The organism is Rhizobium sp. S152 (assembly GCF_030380735.1).
Classification (GTDB): domain Bacteria; phylum Pseudomonadota; class Alphaproteobacteria; order Rhizobiales; family Rhizobiaceae; genus Rhizobium.
On record NZ_JAUDRZ010000026.1, the window covers coordinates 948,281 to 966,545 of the forward strand.

Genomic DNA, 18,265 nt, shown 5'->3' on the forward strand with positions numbered 1-18,265 from the left:
AGCTGCCGACAGGGCGCAGCAAAAATTTCGGGCGCGGATCTCGGTCAGGCTACGTCTGGGTGGCAAGGTCGCATTTACGGTAACGTACTTCCCCTTCACCGGCCTCGCATGATCTCTTGCCGCCGATCTCGATCGGCAGGAGAACCGGCATGAGCGCCGTGGATATTTTCGCGTGGATCGTCCTCATCGTGCTTGCGGCAAGCACGCTGGCGGTCATCCTCTTCCTGGCGATGCTGCCCGGCATGATCGCCCGAAGGCGCAACCACCCCTGGGCGCAGGCCGTCAGCGTCGGCGGCTGGGTAACGCTGCTGCTCGGCTTCGCCTTCTGGCCCCTTGTGGTGATCTGGGCCTATGTCGACATCCCCCGCGTACCTGATGCGGAGAAGAACCGATGATCGTCGTTCTCCTCAACGTTTATCTCGTCATTCTCTTCCTGCTGGTGAAGTTGAGGATCGTGCCCTTCAACCTGTTCTGGAAGGTCTCCCCGGCACTGGTCTTCCTGCTTCTCTTGATCGGCCTGTTCATCCCGATGGGCTGGGGCGCGCCGCAGGGCGCGGCGCTCGTCGTGCGCAATTCCGTGGCCATCGTCCCCAATGTCGCCGGCGAGGTCATCGATGTCCCTGTTCTCGCCAACATGCCGTTGAAGGCGGGCGATGTGCTGTTCCGCATCGACCCCGTGCCCTACCAGGCCAAGCTCGACGCCTTGAAGGCACAACTCGAACTCGCCACGCTGCGGCTCTCCGAGACGACACGGCTGCAAACCACGGGCGCCGGCCGCGGCTTCGACGTGGAACAGGCGCAGGCACAAACCGACCAGCTGACGGCCGAGATCGCCGAGGCACAGTGGAATCTTGACAAGACGGTGGTCCGCGCGCCCGCCGATGGCTACGTCACCAATCTCGCGCTGCGCAAGGGCGCCCGCGTCAGCAGCCTGCCGCTGGCCCCCGTCATGGCCTTCATCGATACGTCGGACACGATCATCGGCGTCGAGATCGCGCAAATCAACGCGCGCTACATCACCCCCGGCCAGCCGGTCGAGATCACCTTCAAATATGCGCCGGGCAAGGTCTATGCCGGCAAGGTGGAAAGCGTGCTGCAGGCGGTGGCGAGCGGCCAGACGCAGACCTCGGGCCTCGCCGTAGCGCCCAAGGAGATCGCCTCCCTGCCGCTTGCCGTAAGGATCAGGCTCGACGACAAGGACTTCGCCGACGTGCTGCCGGCCGGCAGCACCGGCGCTGCGGCGATCTACACCGACCACGTCAAGCCGACCCACATCATCCGCAAGGTGCTGCTGCGCCAGATCGCCATCACCAACTACGTCAATCCGTTCTGAGCAAACGAGACAACCGAAGATGGCGGCCTACAAAAACGAATGCCACCCCACGTTTTCGCCGCATTAGGCCGCTTTATTTGCTGCAACGCAAAACGGAGGGCGGCAGGTGGAGCGGCAGCAGAAGACGCGGATCGAGTGGCTGGATATCGCCAAGGGCATGTCGATCATCCTGGTGGTGATCTATCACACCCTGCTCTATCACGACTTTCATGCCATCGCGCCCGATCTCTACACCCGCTTCAGCGCCGTCATGACACCGATCCGCATGCCGCTGTTCTTCACCGTGTCCGGCTTCCTGGCGGCATCCGCCATGCGCGCGCCATGGGGCGATTTCCTGCGCCGCAAGATCTGGCTACTCGTCTATCTCTTCGCCATCTGGAGCACCGCCCGCTGGCTGTTCTTCCGCTATGTCCAGACCAACGTGCTGGTGCCCACCGAAGGCAGCGACCCCTATCAGCTCATCCAGATGTGGTGGGCGCCGAACACCGGCATCTGGTTCATCTGGGCGCTCGCCATCTTCATGGTCGCGACCAAGGCGCTGCAGGCGACGCCGCACGCCTTGACCATCGCAGCCGCCGCGATCGTCTCGATCCTCACCTTCGGCGACCGGCTGCCGATCGATCTCTTCACGCACCGCAACGTGCTGCAGTACTTCGTCTTCTTTCTCTTCGGCTGCTGGTATGGCAAATCGGTCGTGAACGGCATCACCGAGCGCCCGGTCCTGACGGCGCTCGGCGGCTTCCTGATCTTTGCGGCGCTCTATGTGCTGCGCTGGCGCCTGCAGGCCGTCGACAAGGGTAGCTGGGCGCTGGTGTCCTCCATCGCCGGCCTCGCCTGGCTTTGCGGCACCGCCGTCCTGATGTCGCGCTGGCAGGCGGTGCGCAGCGCCTTCGCCTATTTCGGCCGCAACACGCTTCCCGTCTACGTCACCCACGTGATGATCGTCTCGCTGCTGGTCGCCACCATCGCCGCGCTGATCGGCACCGGCACCACGCTCGGCTACCTCACCGCGCCTGTTGTCGTCACCGTCGCCATCGGCCTCTCGCTTGCCATCCGCGCGGTCGCCGACCGCACCGGCGCCGGCTGGCTGTATTCACCGCCGGCCCGACGCCAGCGGCAGGTGGTTGCGGCGTAGTTCGGAGCCGCCAGAGCCCTCCGCATCCAAGGCTTCGTCTCAGGCGTCGCTGAGCGTCCGCTTCACAGCGCTGCGCCAGCCCTTGAACTTGGCGGCGCGTGTCTTTTCGTCCATGGCGGGCTCGAAGCGGCGGTTGCGCTTCCAGCTCTTGGCGAAGCCCTTGCGATCCGGCCAGACGCCGGCGCGGCTGCCGGCAAGCCAGGCAGCGCCCAGCGCCGTGGTCTCCAGGATCGTCGGCCGGTCGACCGGCGCGTCGAGAAGGTCGGCCAGCCGCTGCATCGTCCAGTCCGACGCCACCATGCCGCCGTCAACGCGCAGCACGGTATCGGCCGCCCCGCCCTTCCAGTCCTTCTGCATCGCTTCCAGGAGATCGCGCGTCTGGTAGCAGACGGCCTCCAGCGCCGCCCGGGCGAATTCCCTAGGGCCGCTGTTGCGCGTCAGCCCGTAGATGGCGCCGCGCGCCTCGGGGTCCCAATGCGGCGCCCCGAGCCCGGTAAAGGCCGGCACGAGATAGACGTCCTGCGAGGGATCGGCCGCCTCGGCGAGTTCGCCGGTCTTCGCCGCGCTGTCGATGATCCCCAGCCCGTCGCGCAGCCACTGCACGGCAGCCCCGGCGATGAAGATCGAGCCCTCCAGCGCATAGGTGGTCTCGCCGTCGAGCCGGTAGGCGATGGTCGTCAGCAGCCGATTTCTGGAACGCACCATGTCGCTGCCGGTGTTGAGCAGGGCGAAGCAGCCGGTGCCGTAGGTGGATTTCAGCATGCCCGGCTCGAAGCAGGCCTGCCCGATGGTCGCGGCGTGCTGGTCGCCGGCAACGCCGAGAATGGGGATGGCCGCGCCGAGGATATCGGGATCGGTGACGCCGAAATCGGCGGCGCAATCCTTCACCTCGGGCAGCATCGCCGCCTGCACGCGCAGGATATCGAGCAGATCCTCGTCCCACGCATTGTCGGCGATGTTGTACATCAGCGTCCGCGAGGCATTGGTGGCGTCGGTCACGAAACTCTTGCCACCGGTGAGCCGCCAGATCAGGAAGGTGTCGATGGTGCCGAAGCACAAGGCGCCCTTGGCCGCCCGCGCCCGCGCGCCCTTGACGTTGGCGAGCATCCACGAAAGCTTGGTGCCGGAGAAGTAAGGATCGAGCAGCAGCCCGGTCTTTTTGGTGAAGGTCTTTTCCAGATCCTGCTTCTTCAGCTTCTCGCAATAGCTGGCCGTGCGCCGGTCCTGCCAGACGATGGCGTTGTGGATCGGCTTGCCGCTGTCGCGCTCCCACACCACGACCGTCTCGCGCTGGTTGGTGATCCCGAGCGCCGCGATCTCCGAGGCTTTGATCTTCGCCTGCCGGAGCGCCATCTTGATGGTCGAGACCACCGAATCCCAGATTTCCTCCGGATCGTGCTCGACCCAGCCCGAACGCGGATAGATCTGCTTGAATTCCTTCTGGCCAACTCCGGCCATCTTCATCTCGCCATCGAAGATGATCGCCCGCGTGGACGTCGTCCCCTGATCGATCGCCAGAACATACCCCGCCATATCGTCCTCCCGTTGGCTGCGTCGAATGAATGAATAAATCAGCAAAACGAATGTGAAAAGAAATTAAAACGAAAATCGGGGCGAGAATGACGTTGCGGGAGATGCCGCCGCCGCCCTCTCCGCCGTCGTCCTCGGGCTTGTCCCGAGGACCTAACCACGCCTGCGCGTCCTCAACGCCAGTGGACCACCCGGTGAGAGCCGACGCAAACATCGTATGTTGGCCCGCCTGCGCCAAACAGCACCGTTGCATCCCCGGAGACGTGCTTAGATTCTCGGCACAAGGCCGAGAATGACTTGCGGGGATGCAGGCCTCACCATTTCAACGGCTTACCGACGCCGCCTCCCTCTCCGCCGTCGTCCTCGGGCTTGTCCCGAGGACCTAAGCACGCCTGCGCGTCCTCAACGCCAGTGGACCACCCGGTAAGGGCCGACGCAAACATCGTATGTTGGCCCGCCTGCGCCAACGCCGCACCGTTGCATTCCGACAGACGTGCTTAGATTCTCGGCACAAGGCCGAGAATGACGTCGCGCGGATGCAGGCCTCACCATTTCAACGGCTTGCCGACGCCGCCTCCGTCTCCGCCGTCGTCCTCGGGCTTGTCCCGAGGACCTAAGCACGCCTGCGCGTCCTCAACGCCAGTGGACCACCCGGTGAGGGCCGACGCAAACATCGTATGTTGGCCCGCCTGCGCCAAACAGCACCGTTGCATTCCCGCAGACGTGCTTAGATTCTCGGCACAAGGCCGAGAATGACGTTGCGGGGATGGGAATGGCGTCACTTCAATGGCTTACCAATGCTGCCTCCCCCACCCACCACACCTCCCCGATTGCCAGCCCCTCCGGTTTGGGACTAGGCTCGCAACATTGCGTTGCGGCAACCGAAGCGGAGAGAACCATGGCAAGAACAGTCGTCGTCACCGGATCAACCAGCGGCATCGGGCTGGCGATCGCCACGGCCTTTGCCGGCAAGGGCGACAACCTCGTCATCAACGGCTTTGGAAAGCCCGAGGATATCAAGGAGATAACGGCACGGCTTGAATCGCTCTCGAAAGCCGGCGTCATCCATCACTCGGCCGACATGACCAGGCCCGACGAGATCGCCGACCTGATCGCCGCCGCCGCCAGAACCTTTGGAACGGTCGATGTCCTCGTCAACAATGCCGGCATCCAGCATGTCGAGAAGATCGAGGATTTCCCGGTCGACAAGTGGGACCAGATCATTGCCATCAATCTGTCCAGCTCGTTTCATACCATGCGCGCAGCGATTCCGCTGATGAAGGCAAGGAAGCGCGGCCGCATCATCAACATCGCCTCCGCGCACGCGCTGGTGGCCTCGCCGTTCAAATCCGCCTATGTGGCGGCAAAGCATGGTATATTGGGGCTGACGAAGACCGCGGCCCTGGAGCTTGCCGAGTTCGGCGTGACGGTGAACGCGATCTGCCCGGGCTACGTGCTGACACCGCTGGTCGAAAAGCAGATACCCGACACCGCCAAGGCCCGCGGCATGACCGAGGATGAGGTGAAGACCGAGGTCATCCTCAAGGCCCAGCCGACGCATGAATTCGTCAAGGCCGAGGAGATCGGCGCGCTGGCGCTTTATCTCGCCGGCGACGAGGCCCGGCAGGTGACAGGCACGCACATCTCGATTGACGGTGGCTGGACCGCGGCATAACCATTCAAGGCAAAGAATAAAATCGGGAACGACATGAACGACTGCATCCGCTTTATACTCAATGGCGAGGACGTTTCGCTGAAAGACGTCCGGCCGACCGAAACGCTGCTCGATTACCTCAGACTGCAGCGCCGGCTGACCGGAACGAAGGAAGGATGCGCGGAAGGCGATTGCGGCGCCTGCACGGTGCTCGTCGGCCGGCTGGTCGATGGCAAGCTCTATTACGAATCGGTCAATGCCTGCATCCGCTTCATCGGCTCGCTCAATGCCACCCATGTGGTCACCATCGAGCATCTGGCGGCCAAGAACGGCGCGCTGCATCCCGTGCAGCAGGCCATGGTCGACTGTCACGGCTCGCAATGCGGCTTCTGCACCCCCGGTTTCGTCATGTCGCTCTATGGGTTGTGGCTCTCCAACGACAAGCCCAGCCGTGCCGATATCGAAAAGGCGCTGCAGGGCAACCTCTGTCGCTGCACCGGCTATGAGCCGATCGTCAAGGCGGCCGAGCAGGTGAGCCGGACGCGGCCGAGCACGCTCTTCGACCCCCTGGAAAAGACCCGCGCCGACATCATCGCCCGCCTCTGGGCGATGAAGAACAATCAGACAATCACCATCGTCTCCGGCGATGACCGGCTCGTCGTGCCGGGTTCGCTCGACGCGCTCGCCCGCGTCCTTGCCGCCGAGCCGAACGCGACTGTGGTTGCCGGTTCCACCGATGTCGGCCTGTGGGTGACGAAGCAGATGCGGGCGCTGAACCCCGTCGTCTTCATTAACCACCTCTCCGAACTGCAGGGAATCACGACGGGCGAAGGCGGGCTCACCATCGGCGCCGGCGTCACCTATACCCGCGCCTTCTCGGCGATCGCGGCGAAAATGCCGACGCTCGGCCGGCTGATCGATCGGATCGGCGGCGAGCAGGTGCGCAATATGGGCACGATCGGCGGCAACATCGCCAACGGCTCGCCGATCGGCGACAGCCCGCCGCCACTGATCGCGCTCGGCGCCACCGTCAAGCTGCGATCGGTCGAGGGCACGCGCATGCTTCGGCTGGAGGACTTCTTCATCGATTACGGCAAGCAGGATCGCCGCCCCGGCGAGTTCGTCGAAAGCATCTTCGTGCCATATCCGGCCGAGGACACCAGATTCGCCGTCTACAAGATCACCAAGCGCCGCGACGAGGACATCACCGCCGTGCTCGGCGCCTTCTACCTGACGCTTGACGAACAGGGCGACGTCAACGACATCCGCATCGCCTTCGGCGGCATGGCCGGCACCCCGAAACGCGCGCGCGCCGTGGAGAACGAGTTGATGGGTAAACCCTGGACCGAAGACACCATCGCCGCCGCCCGCGACGCCTTCGACAGCGACTATCAGCCGCTGACCGACTGGCGCGCCACGGCCGAGTACCGCCAGCTGACCGCGAAGAACTTGCTGACGCGGTTTTATCTGGAGACCACGGGTGCGCCGGCGGAACTGCGGCGGTTCGAGGAGGTGGCGTGATGGACAAGTCTGCCCTCCCCGATCCGCAGTTCATCATCTCCGGCGCCATGCATGGTTCGCTGAAGCATGACAGCGCCCACAAGCACGTGACCGGCACCGCCGATTACATCGACGACCTGCCGGAACCGGCAGGCCTGCTGCACGGCGCGCTCGGCCTTTCCGACCGCGCCCACGCCGATATCCTGAGCATGGACCTCTCCGAAGTGGCCGCCACGCCTGGTGTCGTTTGCGTTCTGACCGGCAAGGACGTGCCTGGTGTCAACGACGTCAGCTCCAACGGCAGCCATGACGAGCCGCTGCTCGCCGAAACTAGGGTGGAGTTCCACCAGCAGCCGATCTTCGCCGTGATCGCCGAGACCCGCGACATCGCGCGCCGCGCCGCCCGCAAGGCGAAGATCGAGTATCGCGATCTGCCGCACTGGAGCGACATAGACGGCGCGATCGAAAACGGCAGCCCGCTGGTGATCACCCCGATGACACTGGCACGCGGCGAGGCCAAGGCCGAGATGGAGAATGCGCAGCGCCGGCTGAAGGGCCGCATGCGCATCGGCGGCCAGGAGCATTTCTATCTCGAAAGCCACATCGCGCTCGCCATCCCCGGCGAGGACGACGATGTCGCGATCTGGTCCTCGACGCAGCATCCGAGCGAGATCCAGCATATCGTCGGCCATGTGCTGAACATTCCCTCCAACGCCATCACCGTCAACGTCAGGCGCATGGGCGGCGGTTTCGGCGGCAAGGAAACGCAGGGCAACCAGTTTGCCGCACTGGCCGCCATCGCCGCCAAGAAGCTGAAGCGCGCCGTGAAATTCCGCCCCGACCGCGACGAGGACATGGCGGCAACCGGCAAGCGCCACGACTTCATGGTCGATTACGAACTCGGCTTCGACGAGGAAGGCCGCATCCATGCGGTCGACGCCACCTATGCGGCCCGCTGCGGCTTCTCGTCCGACCTCTCCGGCCCGGTCACCGATCGCGCGCTGTTCCACGCCGATTCGAGCTATTTCTACCCTCATGTGCACCTGACCTCGAAGCCCTTGAAGACCCACACCGTTTCAAACACCGCTTTCCGCGGCTTCGGCGGACCGCAGGGCATGCTCGGTGCCGAGCGCTTCATCGAGGAGATCGCCTATGCCGTCGGCAAGGATCCGCTCGATATCAGAAAACTGAACTTTTACGGCCAGCCCGGCTCCGGCCGCACGCTGACGCCCTACCACCAGGAAGTCGAGGACAGCATCCTGGAGCGGATCGTCGGCGAACTCGAGGAGAGCGCCGATTACCAGGCGCGTCGCCAGGCAATCATCGAATTCAACCGCGACAGCCGCTACATCAGGAAGGGCATTGCGCTCACCCCTGTGAAGTTCGGCATTTCCTTCACCATGACCGCCTTCAACCAAGCCGGCGCCCTCGTGCACGTCTACCAGGATGGCTCGATCCACCTGAACCACGGCGGCACCGAGATGGGCCAGGGGCTCTACACCAAGGTGGCACAGGTTCTGGCCGACAGCTTCCAGGTCGATATCGAGCATGTGAAGATCACGGCGACCACCACAGGCAAGGTGCCAAACACGTCGGCCACCGCCGCGTCTTCCGGCTCGGACCTCAACGGCATGGCCGCCTACGATGCCGCACGGCAGATCAAGGAACGCCTTGTCGCCTTCGCCGTCGAGAAGTGGAACGTGCAACCGACTGACGTCATCTTCCTGCCGAACCGCGTGCGTGTCGGCGACCGGGACATCTCCTTCCCGGATTTCGTCAAGCAGGCCTATTTCGCCCGCGTCCAGCTCTCGGCCGCCGGCTTCTACAAGACCCCGAAGATCCACTGGGACCGCGCCGCCGGCCGTGGCACGCCCTTCTACTACTACTCTTACGGCGCCTCCTGCACCGAAGTGTCGATCGACACGCTGACCGGCGAATACCTCGTCGACCGAACCGACATCCTCCACGACGTCGGCCGCTCGCTCAACCCCGCCATCGACATCGGCCAGGTCGAGGGCGCCTTCGTGCAGGGCATGGGCTGGCTGACGACGGAAGAACTCTGGTGGGATAACAAGGGCCGTCTGCGCACCCACGCCCCCTCCACCTACAAGATCCCGCTCGCCTCCGACCGTCCGAAGATCTTCAACGTGAAGCTCGCCGAATGGTCCGAAAACGCCGAAGCCACCATCGGCCGCTCCAAGGCCGTCGGCGAACCGCCCTTCATGCTGGCGATCTCGGTGCTGGAAGCGCTGTCGATGGCGGTGGCGAGCGTGGCGGACTACAAGGTCTGCCCGAGGCTGGACGCGCCGGCGACGCCGGAGCGGGTGCTGATGGCGGTCGAGCGGATGAAGGCGGTGGGATGAATGACCCGTTTGGCACGAGAGAGCTGAGGTGTCGTGTGCAGCCGCCTCGTCCCGTCATCACCAAGCGTAGGCCAGGCAAGACGACGCAGGCTCGCCGCTTGCGGCATGATGAAACGGACGAGGAACATCAGCTTTGGCGCGATCTGCGCAACCGCGAGCTCAATGGGTACAAATTCGTGCGGCAGGTTCCGATCGGACCTTACATTGCGGACTTTCTCTGCAGGCGTATCCGCTTGATCGTCGAGATCGACGGCTTCCAGCATGCAGATAGTGCGAAGGATGACAGGCGAACAGACTGGCTGAACGCCAACGGCTATTCGATCCTGCGCTTCCGGAACCATGAGATTACCCGCGAACGCCAGGCGGTATTGGAGACGATCTTGGCGGCCGTGGAAGGGCGTATCTTCGCGCGCGATGAGGTTTTGCGATTCTATCCTGCGATCGTTCCGCGGGAGATGCGGCGTTGACCTCACCTTCGAACCACGCCCCCTCATCCGACCCTTCGGGCCACCTTCTCCCCGTTGGGGAGAAGAGGGAGCAAGAGGCACGAGCGGCCGCCACGAGTCTCTTCTCCCCCATGGGGAGAAGATGCCGGCAGGCAGATGAGGGGGCGCGGCTGGCGCAACGTCGCCAGCAAAAGCGCGGCGCATCCTCATGACCACCCTCCCCCAATTCCTCGTCACCCACGCCGAAACCATCCTGATCGACATCACCGGCACGCAGGGCTCCACCCCGCGCGAAACCGGCACCTTCATGCTGGTCGCAGCCGACACCATCTGGGGCACGATCGGAGGTGGGCAGTTCGAGTTCATGGCGATCACCAACGCCCGCAAGCTTCTGCAGGGCGCTGACGCCAGCGAGATGATGGACATCCCGCTCGGGCCGGAAATCGGCCAATGCTGTGGCGGCCGCACGCAGCTGCGGTTTCGCAAGGTGACGGACGCGGTGATTCGTGAATTGGAGGAAAGGCGCAACGATGAGGCCGAGCGGCGGCCGGAGGTCTGGCTGTTCGGCGCCGGCCATGTCGGCCGCGCGCTTGCCTCGGCACTTTCGCCGCTACCGCTCGACGTAACAGTGATCGAGACCCGCGAAGACGAGCTTGCGCATCTGCCTGAAGGCATCAATGCCCGGCTCGTGCCAATGCCGGAAGCGTTGGTGAAAGAGATGCGCGAGGGCGCCGTCGTCGTCATCCTCACCCACGACCATGCGCTGGATTTCCTGATCGCCCGCGAGGCGCTCGCCCGCACCGATCTCGCCTATGTCGGCATGATCGGCTCGGCCACCAAGCGCGCCACTTTCGCAAACTGGCTGCAGCGCGAGGCGGGTGGCGAGAGAGCGTGGATGGAGCGGCTGACGCTGCCGATCGGCGGTCAACAGGTGCGCGACAAGCGACCGGAAGTGATCGCCGCCATGACCGCTGCCGAAATCCTGACCGCGCTCGCCGCTTACCGTGCCCGCGCATCCTCGATGTAGGGCTCGCGGCCATCCATGAAGCCGAGGTCGCGCTTGACGCGATCCGGCATGCCCTCGAGATCCAGCCGGTCCGGCCGAGCAAGGCGGACGGCAAGTCCCCTCAACAGATGCGCCAGCCACTCGAAAGCCCTGCTTTGGGTTGGCTGGTCTACGCGGCCGACGGTCTGTTCGTTCGTTACGCAAGCCATTACATCACCTCGACAATCTGATCTGATGGCTTGCAGATTGCTCCTGAAAATGCTGCAATTCCAATCGAACAACCGACTGCATGCATGAAGAGAACTTATCCATGAAGCTGTCCAAGCAGGTTCCGCTCAATGCGCTGCGCGTCTTCGAGGCCGTGGCAAGGCTCGGCAGCTTCACCAAGGCCGGCGACGAGCTCGGCATGACGCAGACGGCCGTCAGCTATCAGGTGAAGCTGCTGGAAGAGAATATCGGCGAGCCGCTCTTCCTGCGCCGTCCGCGCCAGATCAGCCTCACCGACACCGGCGAACTGCTGTTGCCGAAAGTGACGGAGGCCTTCGTACTTTTGAACGAGGCGATGGCCGAGGCGCGCGGCGAGATCGAATCGACGCTTCTGATCAACACCATCGCCACCTTCGCCTCGCACTGGCTGGCGCGCCGCCTGGGCACCTTCCAGCTCAGGCATCCGGCGATCGCGGTGCGGCTATCGACCTCCGAGGCGCTGATCGACTTCACCCGCGAATCCGTCGACGTTGCCATCCGCTCCGGCGACGGCAACTGGCGCGGGCTGATCGCCGACAAGCTGCTTGATGTCGACTTCACCCCGATGCTGAGCCCGAAGCTGGCAGAGAGCATCGGCGGCATCCATAGGCCCGAGGATCTGATGAAGCTGCCGATCATCGGCGCCACCGATCCCTGGTGGCAGATCTGGTTTACGGCAGCGGGACTGACCGATCTCGGCCTGGAATCGCGCCCGCGCAGCCAGTACGGCTCGCAGACATTCGAGGCGAGTGCGGCGATGGCCGGCCAGGGCGTCGCCATCCTGACGCCCGCCTTCTACGGCGACGAGCTTGCCCAGGGGCGGCTCTATCAGCCCTTCGAGATGATCTGCAGCGACGATCGCGGCTATTGGCTGGTCTACGCCGAAAGCCGCCGCAACGTTCCGAAGATCAAGGCGTTCAGGACCTGGATTCTGGAGGAAATCGCCCGCGACAGGGACGCAGCTCAGTAACCCATTTCAGGTGCATAGAAGCAGCGCGGGGTGTTTTCATCGGGAAACAGGCAGAGATGGTAATCGCCATCGCCCGATTTCATCGCCCGCCCCATCGGCAGCACGAAGACATGGGCATGGGTGACGAGCCTGTGGTCGCCCGGCATCAGCGTCACCCGGTAGCCTTGAGGCGTCACTGCCACGCTCTTCGGCGGGATCATCTGGCAATCGCCGGTCTCGTTGTCGCCATTGCAGCAATAGGGCTCATAGGCCCATCCGGACGGCGCATCGTGGGCCTGCGCGGCAAAAGGAAAAGCAATCATCAAAAACATAAGAATACTGCGCATCGGCATCTTCTCCATCGATGAATGCGCCGCCGAACAGATTGCAACAAAGCCGGCGGCCTCAGTTAAGAAAGTGTAACCGAGTCCCGACATTTCAATTGCCGCTAAATTTTCGATCCTGAATATTAGGAGGATGCAGGAGGCGAGTTGATGCAACCATGAGGCGGATGCCCATTAGAGGTATTGCCGAGAAGCTCGACGATATGTAAATTTACGTAAATGGACGGGAGGCGAACCAATGCAGACCATTCGCTCGATCAACCTGCAGAAAAACCTTGGCGATGTCCTGAGAACGGCGGACGTGGAAGCGGTGCTGGTGACGAACCGGGATCAACCACGAGCCGTCGTCATGTCAGCGGAAGAGTTCATTCGGCTGAAGACGGCCGCCGGCGAGCCGGTGCCGAACGAGGTGCGCAAATCCCGCCCCACGCTTCATCGCCGGACCGCGGACCCGCTGGGCTACGACACCCGCGATCCCGGCTATATCAAGCAGGCGGCGAGCGACGCGAGGGATGGAAAGCACCCCGAGGAAATCATGCGCGAAATCGACGACGCGATGCGCCGCTGGAGACTGCGCTGATGGACGAGGAGGTTGCGCGCATCCCTCGCCTGTTGATCCCCGACACCTCACCTCTATCCCTGCTTTCGATGGCCGGCCGGGATGGATTGGACTATCTGTTCGTACCGCAGGTCGAGGTCTGGATCACCGATATGGTCGCAATCGAGGCGACGCGAGATCCCGATCCCGGCGACGACCCCCGCACCGGACAACGGAAGCTGCTCGCCGCGTGGTTCGAAGATAACCGGCACAGGATCAAGGTCATGGAGACCGCTGTCGGCCGTGAATACGAAAAGGCCATGACGAACTGGCGCATAGGAGGCAGCGTTCCGGACCTGAAGCCGAGTTGGACCGGACGCGGCGACTATAGCCTTCTCGACGTTCTCTCAGTCGCCGAAACGGTCGTTGAAGACAGCGAAGCCGTAGTCCTTCTGGTCGACGACCGTCGCGCGCGTGCGGTGCTGAGGCAAACCGAAATCCTCAATCTCGACATCCTCTCGACCAGAGCCTTCATCGCCATGCTGGAAACGGAGTTTGGTATCGAGAACGCACGCGATATCTGGACGACCATCGAGATCGGCGCCGGTGTGAACGAGCACGGAAAATCGAGAGTCCCCGATCCGTTGCCCGAAGACCCCCTCTACGTCCGAAAGCCATAATTTCCAGGCCGACAACGCAGCAGTGTTGCCCTAATCCCCTTTTCTCCCGGCAAAACATTCTGCACACTGCTGAATCGGAGAGAACAGGGGAACTGAATGTACGAATACGCCATAGCGTGGGAATGGCTGGCCTTTGCGGCCCGCTGGTTCCACGTCATCACCGCCGTCGCATGGATCGGCTCGTCCTTCTATTTCATCGCGCTCGATCTCGGGCTGGTGAAACGCCCGCATCTGCCCGTCGGCGCCTATGGCGAGGAGTGGCAGGTGCATGGCGGCGGTTTCTACCATATCCAGAAATATCTGGTGGCGCCGGCTCAAATGCCGGAGCACCTGACCTGGTTCAAGTACGAGAGCTATTTCACATGGCTCTCCGGCTTCCTGATGCTCTGTATCGTCTATTACGGCGGCGCCGATCTGTTCCTGATCGATCGCCACGTGCTCGACGTCAGCGCGCCGGTCGCGATCGCCATCTCGCTCGCCTCGCTCGCCGTCGGCTGGATCGTCTACGACCTGCTCTGCAAGTCGCCGATCGGCAGGAACACCTGGGGCTTGATGGTGGTGCTCTATGCAGTGCTTGTTTTCATGGCCTGGGGCTATACGCAGCTCTTCACCGGCCGCGCCGCCTTCCTGCATCTCGGCGCCTTTACCGCCACGATCATGTCGGCCAACGTCTTCATGATCATCATCCCCAACCAGAAGATCGTCGTCGCCGACCTGATCGCCGGCCGCACGCCGGATGCGAAGTATGGCGCGATCGCCAAGCAGCGCTCGCTGCACAACAACTACCTGACGCTGCCCGTCATCTTCTTCATGCTGTCGAACCACTATCCGCTGGCCTTCGGCACCGCCTATAACTGGGTGATCGCAGCACTTGTCTTCCTGATGGGCGTCACCATCCGCCACTGGTTCAACACCACCCATGCCCGCAAGGGCCGCCCGACCTGGACGTGGCTTGCCACCGCCATCCTGTTCGTCCTGATCATGTGGCTTTCCACCGTTCCCAAGGTGCTGACCGGCGAGAAGGACGCCGCGGCGGAAACCGTCGCTCCTGCCTTCCAGCAGTTCGCCGGCGATCCGCACTTCCCTGCCGTCAAGCAACTCATCGGCACCCGCTGTTCCATGTGCCATGCCGCCGAGCCCGTCTATGAAGGCCTGGCGCGACCGCCGAAGAACGTGATTCTCGAAAACGACGCCGAGATCGCCGCGCACGCCCGCGAGATCTATATCCAGGCCGGCCGCAGCCACGCCATGCCGCCGGGCAACATCACCGACATAACGCCGGATGAGCGCAAGCTGCTCGTCGCCTGGTTCGAAAGCGCGGTCGAGGGCAAGCGCGAATGATCAAAGGCCTCCGCCCTCTGCTTCTGGTCAATATTCTCGCCCTTCTCGGGCAGACATGGACGGAAGCTGCAGCGGAGGAGGCCATCGCCAAGCAGGAAGACGTGAAAACCGGCACCGTACCCGGCAATGCCGCTCGCGATATATGGGGTGACTTCAATGCTCTGGGCACCGGCCCTTTCTGGGCGCTCAGCATCCGCGACGGCCAACTCACCCTCAGCCGGGCCGGCAAGAACGACATCATCACCATAAACCCCGGCCCGACGGCGATGGCCAAACGCAGCGCCACATGGAGCATCCCCCACCAGCCCTATCCCTTCACCCTGACGCTCACCCGCGTGGAATGCGTCGACGGCGCATCCGCCCGGCGTTACGATCTCGCGGCAAAGCTGGTATTTCAGGGCAAGACACTATACGGCTGCGCCGCGTCGGTGGCGGCAATCCCCGCCGGCCCCGCTCCCTAACACAGACGACGACATGCAATCGATAAAGGCGAGACGCCCATGACCCAAACCCTTCTTCGCGGCCGCCTGCTCTCCTTCGTCAGGGCACCCCAACGCCTCACCGACAGCGAAAGCTATCGCTACGAGACCGACGGCGGCCTGCTGATGGAAAACGGCGTCATCGTCGAGAGCGGCCCCTATGCCGAGGTCAAGGCGAAGGCCGCAGCCGATACTGTCGAGATCGACCACCGCCCGCATCTGATCATGCCCGGGTTCATCGACATGCACCTGCACGTCCCGCAGATGCAGGTGATCGCCTCCTACGCCGCCAATCTTCTCGAGTGGCTGAACACCTATACCTTCCCCGAGGAATGCCGCTTCGTCGAAAGCGCGCATGCTCAGCGTATCGCCACGCATTTCTACGACGAACTGATCCGTCACGGCACGACGACGGCCGTCGCCTACTGCTCCGTGCACAAGACCTCCGCCGACGCGTTCTTCGCGGAAGCCATGAAGCGCAACATGCGCATGGTCGGCGGCAAGGTGATGATGGACCGCAACGCCCCGCAGGGCCTGCTCGACACGCCTGAGATGGGCTATGACGAGACCCGCCAGATCATCGCCGACTGGCACGGCAAGGGCCGCAATCACGTCGCCATCACTCCGCGCTTCGCCATCACCTCGACGCCGCAGCAGATGGAGGCGACGCAGGCGCTCGCCCGCGAATTCCCCGACCTGCACATCCAGACGCACCTCTCCGAGAATCACGACGAGATCAGGTTTACCTGCGAACTCTATCCAGAGGCGATCGATTACACAGACATCTACGCCCGCTACGGCCTGCTCGGCGACAAGACGCTCTTCGGCCACTGCATCCACCTGTCTGAGCGCGAGGCGGACGCCATGAGCGAGGCCGGCTCCATCGCCGTCCACTGCCCGACCTCCAACCTCTTCCTCGGCTCCGGACTGTTTCCGCTGAAGGCGCTCATGCGCCGCGACAAGCCGGTCAGGATCGGCGTCGCCACCGATATCGGCGGTGGGTCGAGTTATTCCATGCTGCGCACCATGGACGAGGCCTACAAGATCCAGCAGCTGCTCGGCGAGCGCCTGAACCCGCTGGAAAGCTACTACCTGATGACGCTTGGCAACGCCCAGTCCCTCTCGCTTGCCGATCGCATCGGCACGCTCGATAAGGGCACGGATGCCGACGTGGTGATCCTCAACGCAGGCGCAACACCGGCCATGGCGCTGAAGATGGAAGTGGTGAAGACGCTGCCGGAAGAGCTCTTCCTGCTGCAGACCATGGGCGACGACCGGGCGATCGTAGAGACCTACGTGGCGGGTGCGGCGGCGAAGGCTGCGATCTAGAGCAGTTCCAGGAAAAGTGCGAAGCAGCTTCCCGTCCGAAATTGCCTGAAAACAAAAGGATAGAGCTGTTCCGCGATTCAAAGAGAAGCGGAATTGCTCTGGAACCGAACGTTCCGCTCCCTCGCAGCTTGATGACTGCCGGACGTGTCCTAGTTGATGAATCGGCGGGATTGCTGGAGGGAATCATGCGCACGAACACAGCCATAGCACTCGGATATGTTTTCTGCCTGCTTGCGGCGCCGCTTGCGGTCCCGACCCCGGCGCACGCCGTTACGATCAACATCAATATCGGTACCAACCTCAACCGCGGGCGGCCGATCACCTGCCGCGAGGGGGAATGGCGGATCCGCGACCGTGGCTTCAGGGACGTGCGCCGCATAGATTGCCGCGGTCGCTTCTTCGTCTACCGCGCATGGCGTGGTATCCAGCGTTTCGAAATTTCGCTCGACAGCCGGAATGGCCGCGTCGCGGACTTTCGCCGCATACGGAGATAGCCGCCTGCCGGCATTCCCGCTTCACCGCGCGCGCAACGCGTCCGTCACCGCCCTCCCCAGAGGCACGTCCTTGATATCGGTGTGAACGACCAGCCAGAGATCGCGCGTGATCGCTGCGCCGTCCAGCGCCAGCCGTGTCAATCCCTGCCCCTCGGCGATGAAATCGGGCAGTAGCGCGAGGCCGCCGCCGGCCTTCACCGCCGCCACCTGCAATTCGAGCGTCGAAGCCCGGATCGCGATTGGCCGGCCGGCGGCGATTGCGGCCAGCCGTTCCTCCTGCGGCGACGAGGCCATCGCCTCGTCGTAACCGACGAACGTCCAGTCGCGCTCGTCGACCGCCTCGGCATAATCTGATGCCGCATAGGCGTGAAAGCCCACTTCGCCGACTTTCGTCACAGTGAGATCGCCGCTCTCCGGCCGACTGAGCCTCAGCGCGATATCGGCCTCGCGCCGTCCAAGGGAGGCATAGCGCGTCTCGCCGATCACCGTAACGCGGATACCGGGGTGGCGCTGCCTGAGCCGCACCAGCGAAGGCGCCAGAACCGCGCCGGCATAGGCCGGCGGCGCGCTGATCCGGACCTCGCCGACATGGGTTTGATCGGCGCCGATACCGCCGCGCGCAATCGTCATGGCATCGGCGCTCATGCGCTCGGCGATCGCGGCAACGCGCTCGCCCTCCGCCGTCAGCTGGACGCGCCGGCCGCGCCGATCGACCAATCGTGCGCCGATCGCGCGCTCCAGATGCGCCACCCGGCGCGATACCGTCGCATGCTCGACCGCCAGCATCCGGGCCGCACCCGACAAGGTGCCTGTCTGCGACAGCGCCAGCAGGTGGCGAAGGTCTTCCCAATCCAGCATGTTAATTTCTTCCCATCTACTGTGAAACTATAGGGAATTT

General features: G+C 63.5%; 19 protein-coding genes. 15 read left to right on the forward strand and 4 right to left on the reverse strand.

Going from position 1 to position 18,265, the window contains the following annotated elements:
- The first annotated feature begins 149 nt into the window (after nucleotides 1-149).
- The 3 genes from QTL95_RS23750 (at nucleotide 150) to QTL95_RS23760 (ending at nucleotide 2,468) form a co-directional block, all read left to right on the forward strand.
- On the forward strand, nucleotides 150-395 hold the full coding sequence (locus tag QTL95_RS23750; RefSeq protein WP_289722333.1) for a DUF3302 domain-containing protein: 246 nt from the start codon (nucleotides 150-152) through the stop codon (nucleotides 393-395).
- Complete coding sequence (locus tag QTL95_RS23755) at nucleotides 392-1,333, forward strand: HlyD family secretion protein (protein ID WP_289722334.1); 942 nt, start codon at nucleotides 392-394, stop codon at nucleotides 1,331-1,333. Before QTL95_RS23750 ends, QTL95_RS23755 begins: the two co-directional genes overlap by 4 nt.
- A gap of 106 nt (nucleotides 1,334-1,439) precedes the next feature.
- A complete protein-coding gene (locus QTL95_RS23760) occupies nucleotides 1,440-2,468 on the forward strand; it encodes an acyltransferase family protein (protein WP_289722335.1) in 1,029 nt (342 codons plus the stop codon).
- A 39-nt stretch (nucleotides 2,469-2,507) separates the two neighbouring features.
- Here the strand turns inward: QTL95_RS23760 and glpK are convergent, their stop codons facing one another.
- The gene (gene glpK, locus QTL95_RS23765) at nucleotides 2,508-4,001 is read right to left on the reverse strand and encodes a glycerol kinase GlpK (protein ID WP_289722336.1); all 1,494 of its coding nucleotides are present in this window, start codon (nucleotides 3,999-4,001) and stop codon (nucleotides 2,508-2,510) included.
- Nucleotides 4,002-4,896: 895 nt separating this feature from the next.
- On the opposite strand from glpK, the gene QTL95_RS23770 reads away from it, so the two are divergent.
- The 5 genes from QTL95_RS23770 to xdhC all read left to right on the forward strand — a co-directional run bounded on the left by QTL95_RS23770 (nucleotide 4,897) and on the right by xdhC (nucleotide 10,988).
- Nucleotides 4,897-5,673: a 3-hydroxybutyrate dehydrogenase gene (locus QTL95_RS23770; RefSeq protein ID WP_289722337.1), complete on the forward strand. Its 777-nt coding sequence runs from the start codon at nucleotides 4,897-4,899 to the stop codon at nucleotides 5,671-5,673.
- 33 nt (nucleotides 5,674-5,706) lie between these two features.
- Complete coding sequence (xdhA, locus tag QTL95_RS23775) at nucleotides 5,707-7,173, forward strand: xanthine dehydrogenase small subunit (RefSeq protein WP_289722338.1); 1,467 nt, start codon at nucleotides 5,707-5,709, stop codon at nucleotides 7,171-7,173.
- The gene (gene xdhB / locus QTL95_RS23780; RefSeq protein WP_289722339.1) at nucleotides 7,173-9,515 is read left to right on the forward strand and encodes a xanthine dehydrogenase molybdopterin binding subunit; all 2,343 of its coding nucleotides are present in this window, start codon (nucleotides 7,173-7,175) and stop codon (nucleotides 9,513-9,515) included. The genes xdhA and xdhB overlap by 1 nt, the downstream gene beginning before the upstream one ends.
- Complete coding sequence (locus tag QTL95_RS23785) at nucleotides 9,440-9,982, forward strand: endonuclease domain-containing protein (RefSeq protein ID WP_442981347.1); 543 nt, start codon at nucleotides 9,440-9,442, stop codon at nucleotides 9,980-9,982. The genes xdhB and QTL95_RS23785 overlap by 76 nt, the downstream gene beginning before the upstream one ends.
- A 187-nt stretch (nucleotides 9,983-10,169) precedes the next feature.
- Nucleotides 10,170-10,988, forward strand: a complete 819-nt coding sequence (xdhC, locus tag QTL95_RS23790) for a xanthine dehydrogenase accessory protein XdhC (protein WP_289722340.1) — start codon at nucleotides 10,170-10,172, stop codon at nucleotides 10,986-10,988.
- Here xdhC and QTL95_RS23795 read toward each other — a convergent pair.
- Nucleotides 10,961-11,176: a hypothetical protein gene (locus QTL95_RS23795; RefSeq protein WP_289722341.1), complete on the reverse strand. Its 216-nt coding sequence runs from the start codon at nucleotides 11,174-11,176 to the stop codon at nucleotides 10,961-10,963. The genes xdhC and QTL95_RS23795 overlap by 28 nt on opposite strands.
- Nucleotides 11,177-11,277: 101 nt before the next feature.
- On the opposite strand from QTL95_RS23795, the gene QTL95_RS23800 reads away from it, so the two are divergent.
- The gene (locus QTL95_RS23800) at nucleotides 11,278-12,183 is read left to right on the forward strand and encodes a LysR substrate-binding domain-containing protein (RefSeq protein WP_289722342.1); all 906 of its coding nucleotides are present in this window, start codon (nucleotides 11,278-11,280) and stop codon (nucleotides 12,181-12,183) included.
- Here QTL95_RS23800 and QTL95_RS23805 read toward each other — a convergent pair.
- Complete coding sequence (locus QTL95_RS23805; protein WP_289722460.1) at nucleotides 12,177-12,509, reverse strand: hypothetical protein; 333 nt, start codon at nucleotides 12,507-12,509, stop codon at nucleotides 12,177-12,179. The two genes, QTL95_RS23800 and QTL95_RS23805, sit on opposite strands and share 7 nt — an antisense overlap.
- A gap of 235 nt (nucleotides 12,510-12,744) precedes the next feature.
- Between QTL95_RS23805 and QTL95_RS23810 the strand changes: the two genes are divergently transcribed.
- From QTL95_RS23810 to QTL95_RS23835, 6 genes are all read left to right on the forward strand, one after another.
- Entirely contained in the window at nucleotides 12,745-13,086 is a 342-nt protein-coding gene (locus tag QTL95_RS23810) for a type II toxin-antitoxin system prevent-host-death family antitoxin (protein WP_289722343.1), read from the forward strand.
- The gene (locus QTL95_RS23815) at nucleotides 13,086-13,724 is read left to right on the forward strand and encodes a hypothetical protein (RefSeq protein WP_289722344.1); all 639 of its coding nucleotides are present in this window, start codon (nucleotides 13,086-13,088) and stop codon (nucleotides 13,722-13,724) included. The genes QTL95_RS23810 and QTL95_RS23815 overlap by 1 nt, the downstream gene beginning before the upstream one ends.
- A 96-nt stretch (nucleotides 13,725-13,820) precedes the next feature.
- Nucleotides 13,821-15,065, forward strand: coding sequence for a urate hydroxylase PuuD (gene puuD, locus QTL95_RS23820; protein WP_289722345.1), 1,245 nt, complete (start codon nucleotides 13,821-13,823; stop codon nucleotides 15,063-15,065).
- Nucleotides 15,062-15,526: a hypothetical protein gene (locus tag QTL95_RS23825; protein ID WP_289722346.1), complete on the forward strand. Its 465-nt coding sequence runs from the start codon at nucleotides 15,062-15,064 to the stop codon at nucleotides 15,524-15,526. Before puuD ends, QTL95_RS23825 begins: the two co-directional genes overlap by 4 nt.
- 39 nt (nucleotides 15,527-15,565) lie before the next feature.
- On the forward strand, nucleotides 15,566-16,873 hold the full coding sequence (gene guaD / locus QTL95_RS23830) for a guanine deaminase (RefSeq protein ID WP_289722347.1): 1,308 nt from the start codon (nucleotides 15,566-15,568) through the stop codon (nucleotides 16,871-16,873).
- Between the two features lie 185 nt (nucleotides 16,874-17,058).
- Nucleotides 17,059-17,367, forward strand: coding sequence for a hypothetical protein (locus QTL95_RS23835; protein ID WP_289722348.1), 309 nt, complete (start codon nucleotides 17,059-17,061; stop codon nucleotides 17,365-17,367).
- Nucleotides 17,368-17,388: 21 nt separating this feature from the next.
- Here the strand turns inward: QTL95_RS23835 and QTL95_RS23840 are convergent, their stop codons facing one another.
- On the reverse strand, nucleotides 17,389-18,225 hold the full coding sequence (locus tag QTL95_RS23840; protein WP_289722349.1) for a LysR family transcriptional regulator: 837 nt from the start codon (nucleotides 18,223-18,225) through the stop codon (nucleotides 17,389-17,391).
- Between the last annotated feature and the right edge of the window lie 40 nt (nucleotides 18,226-18,265).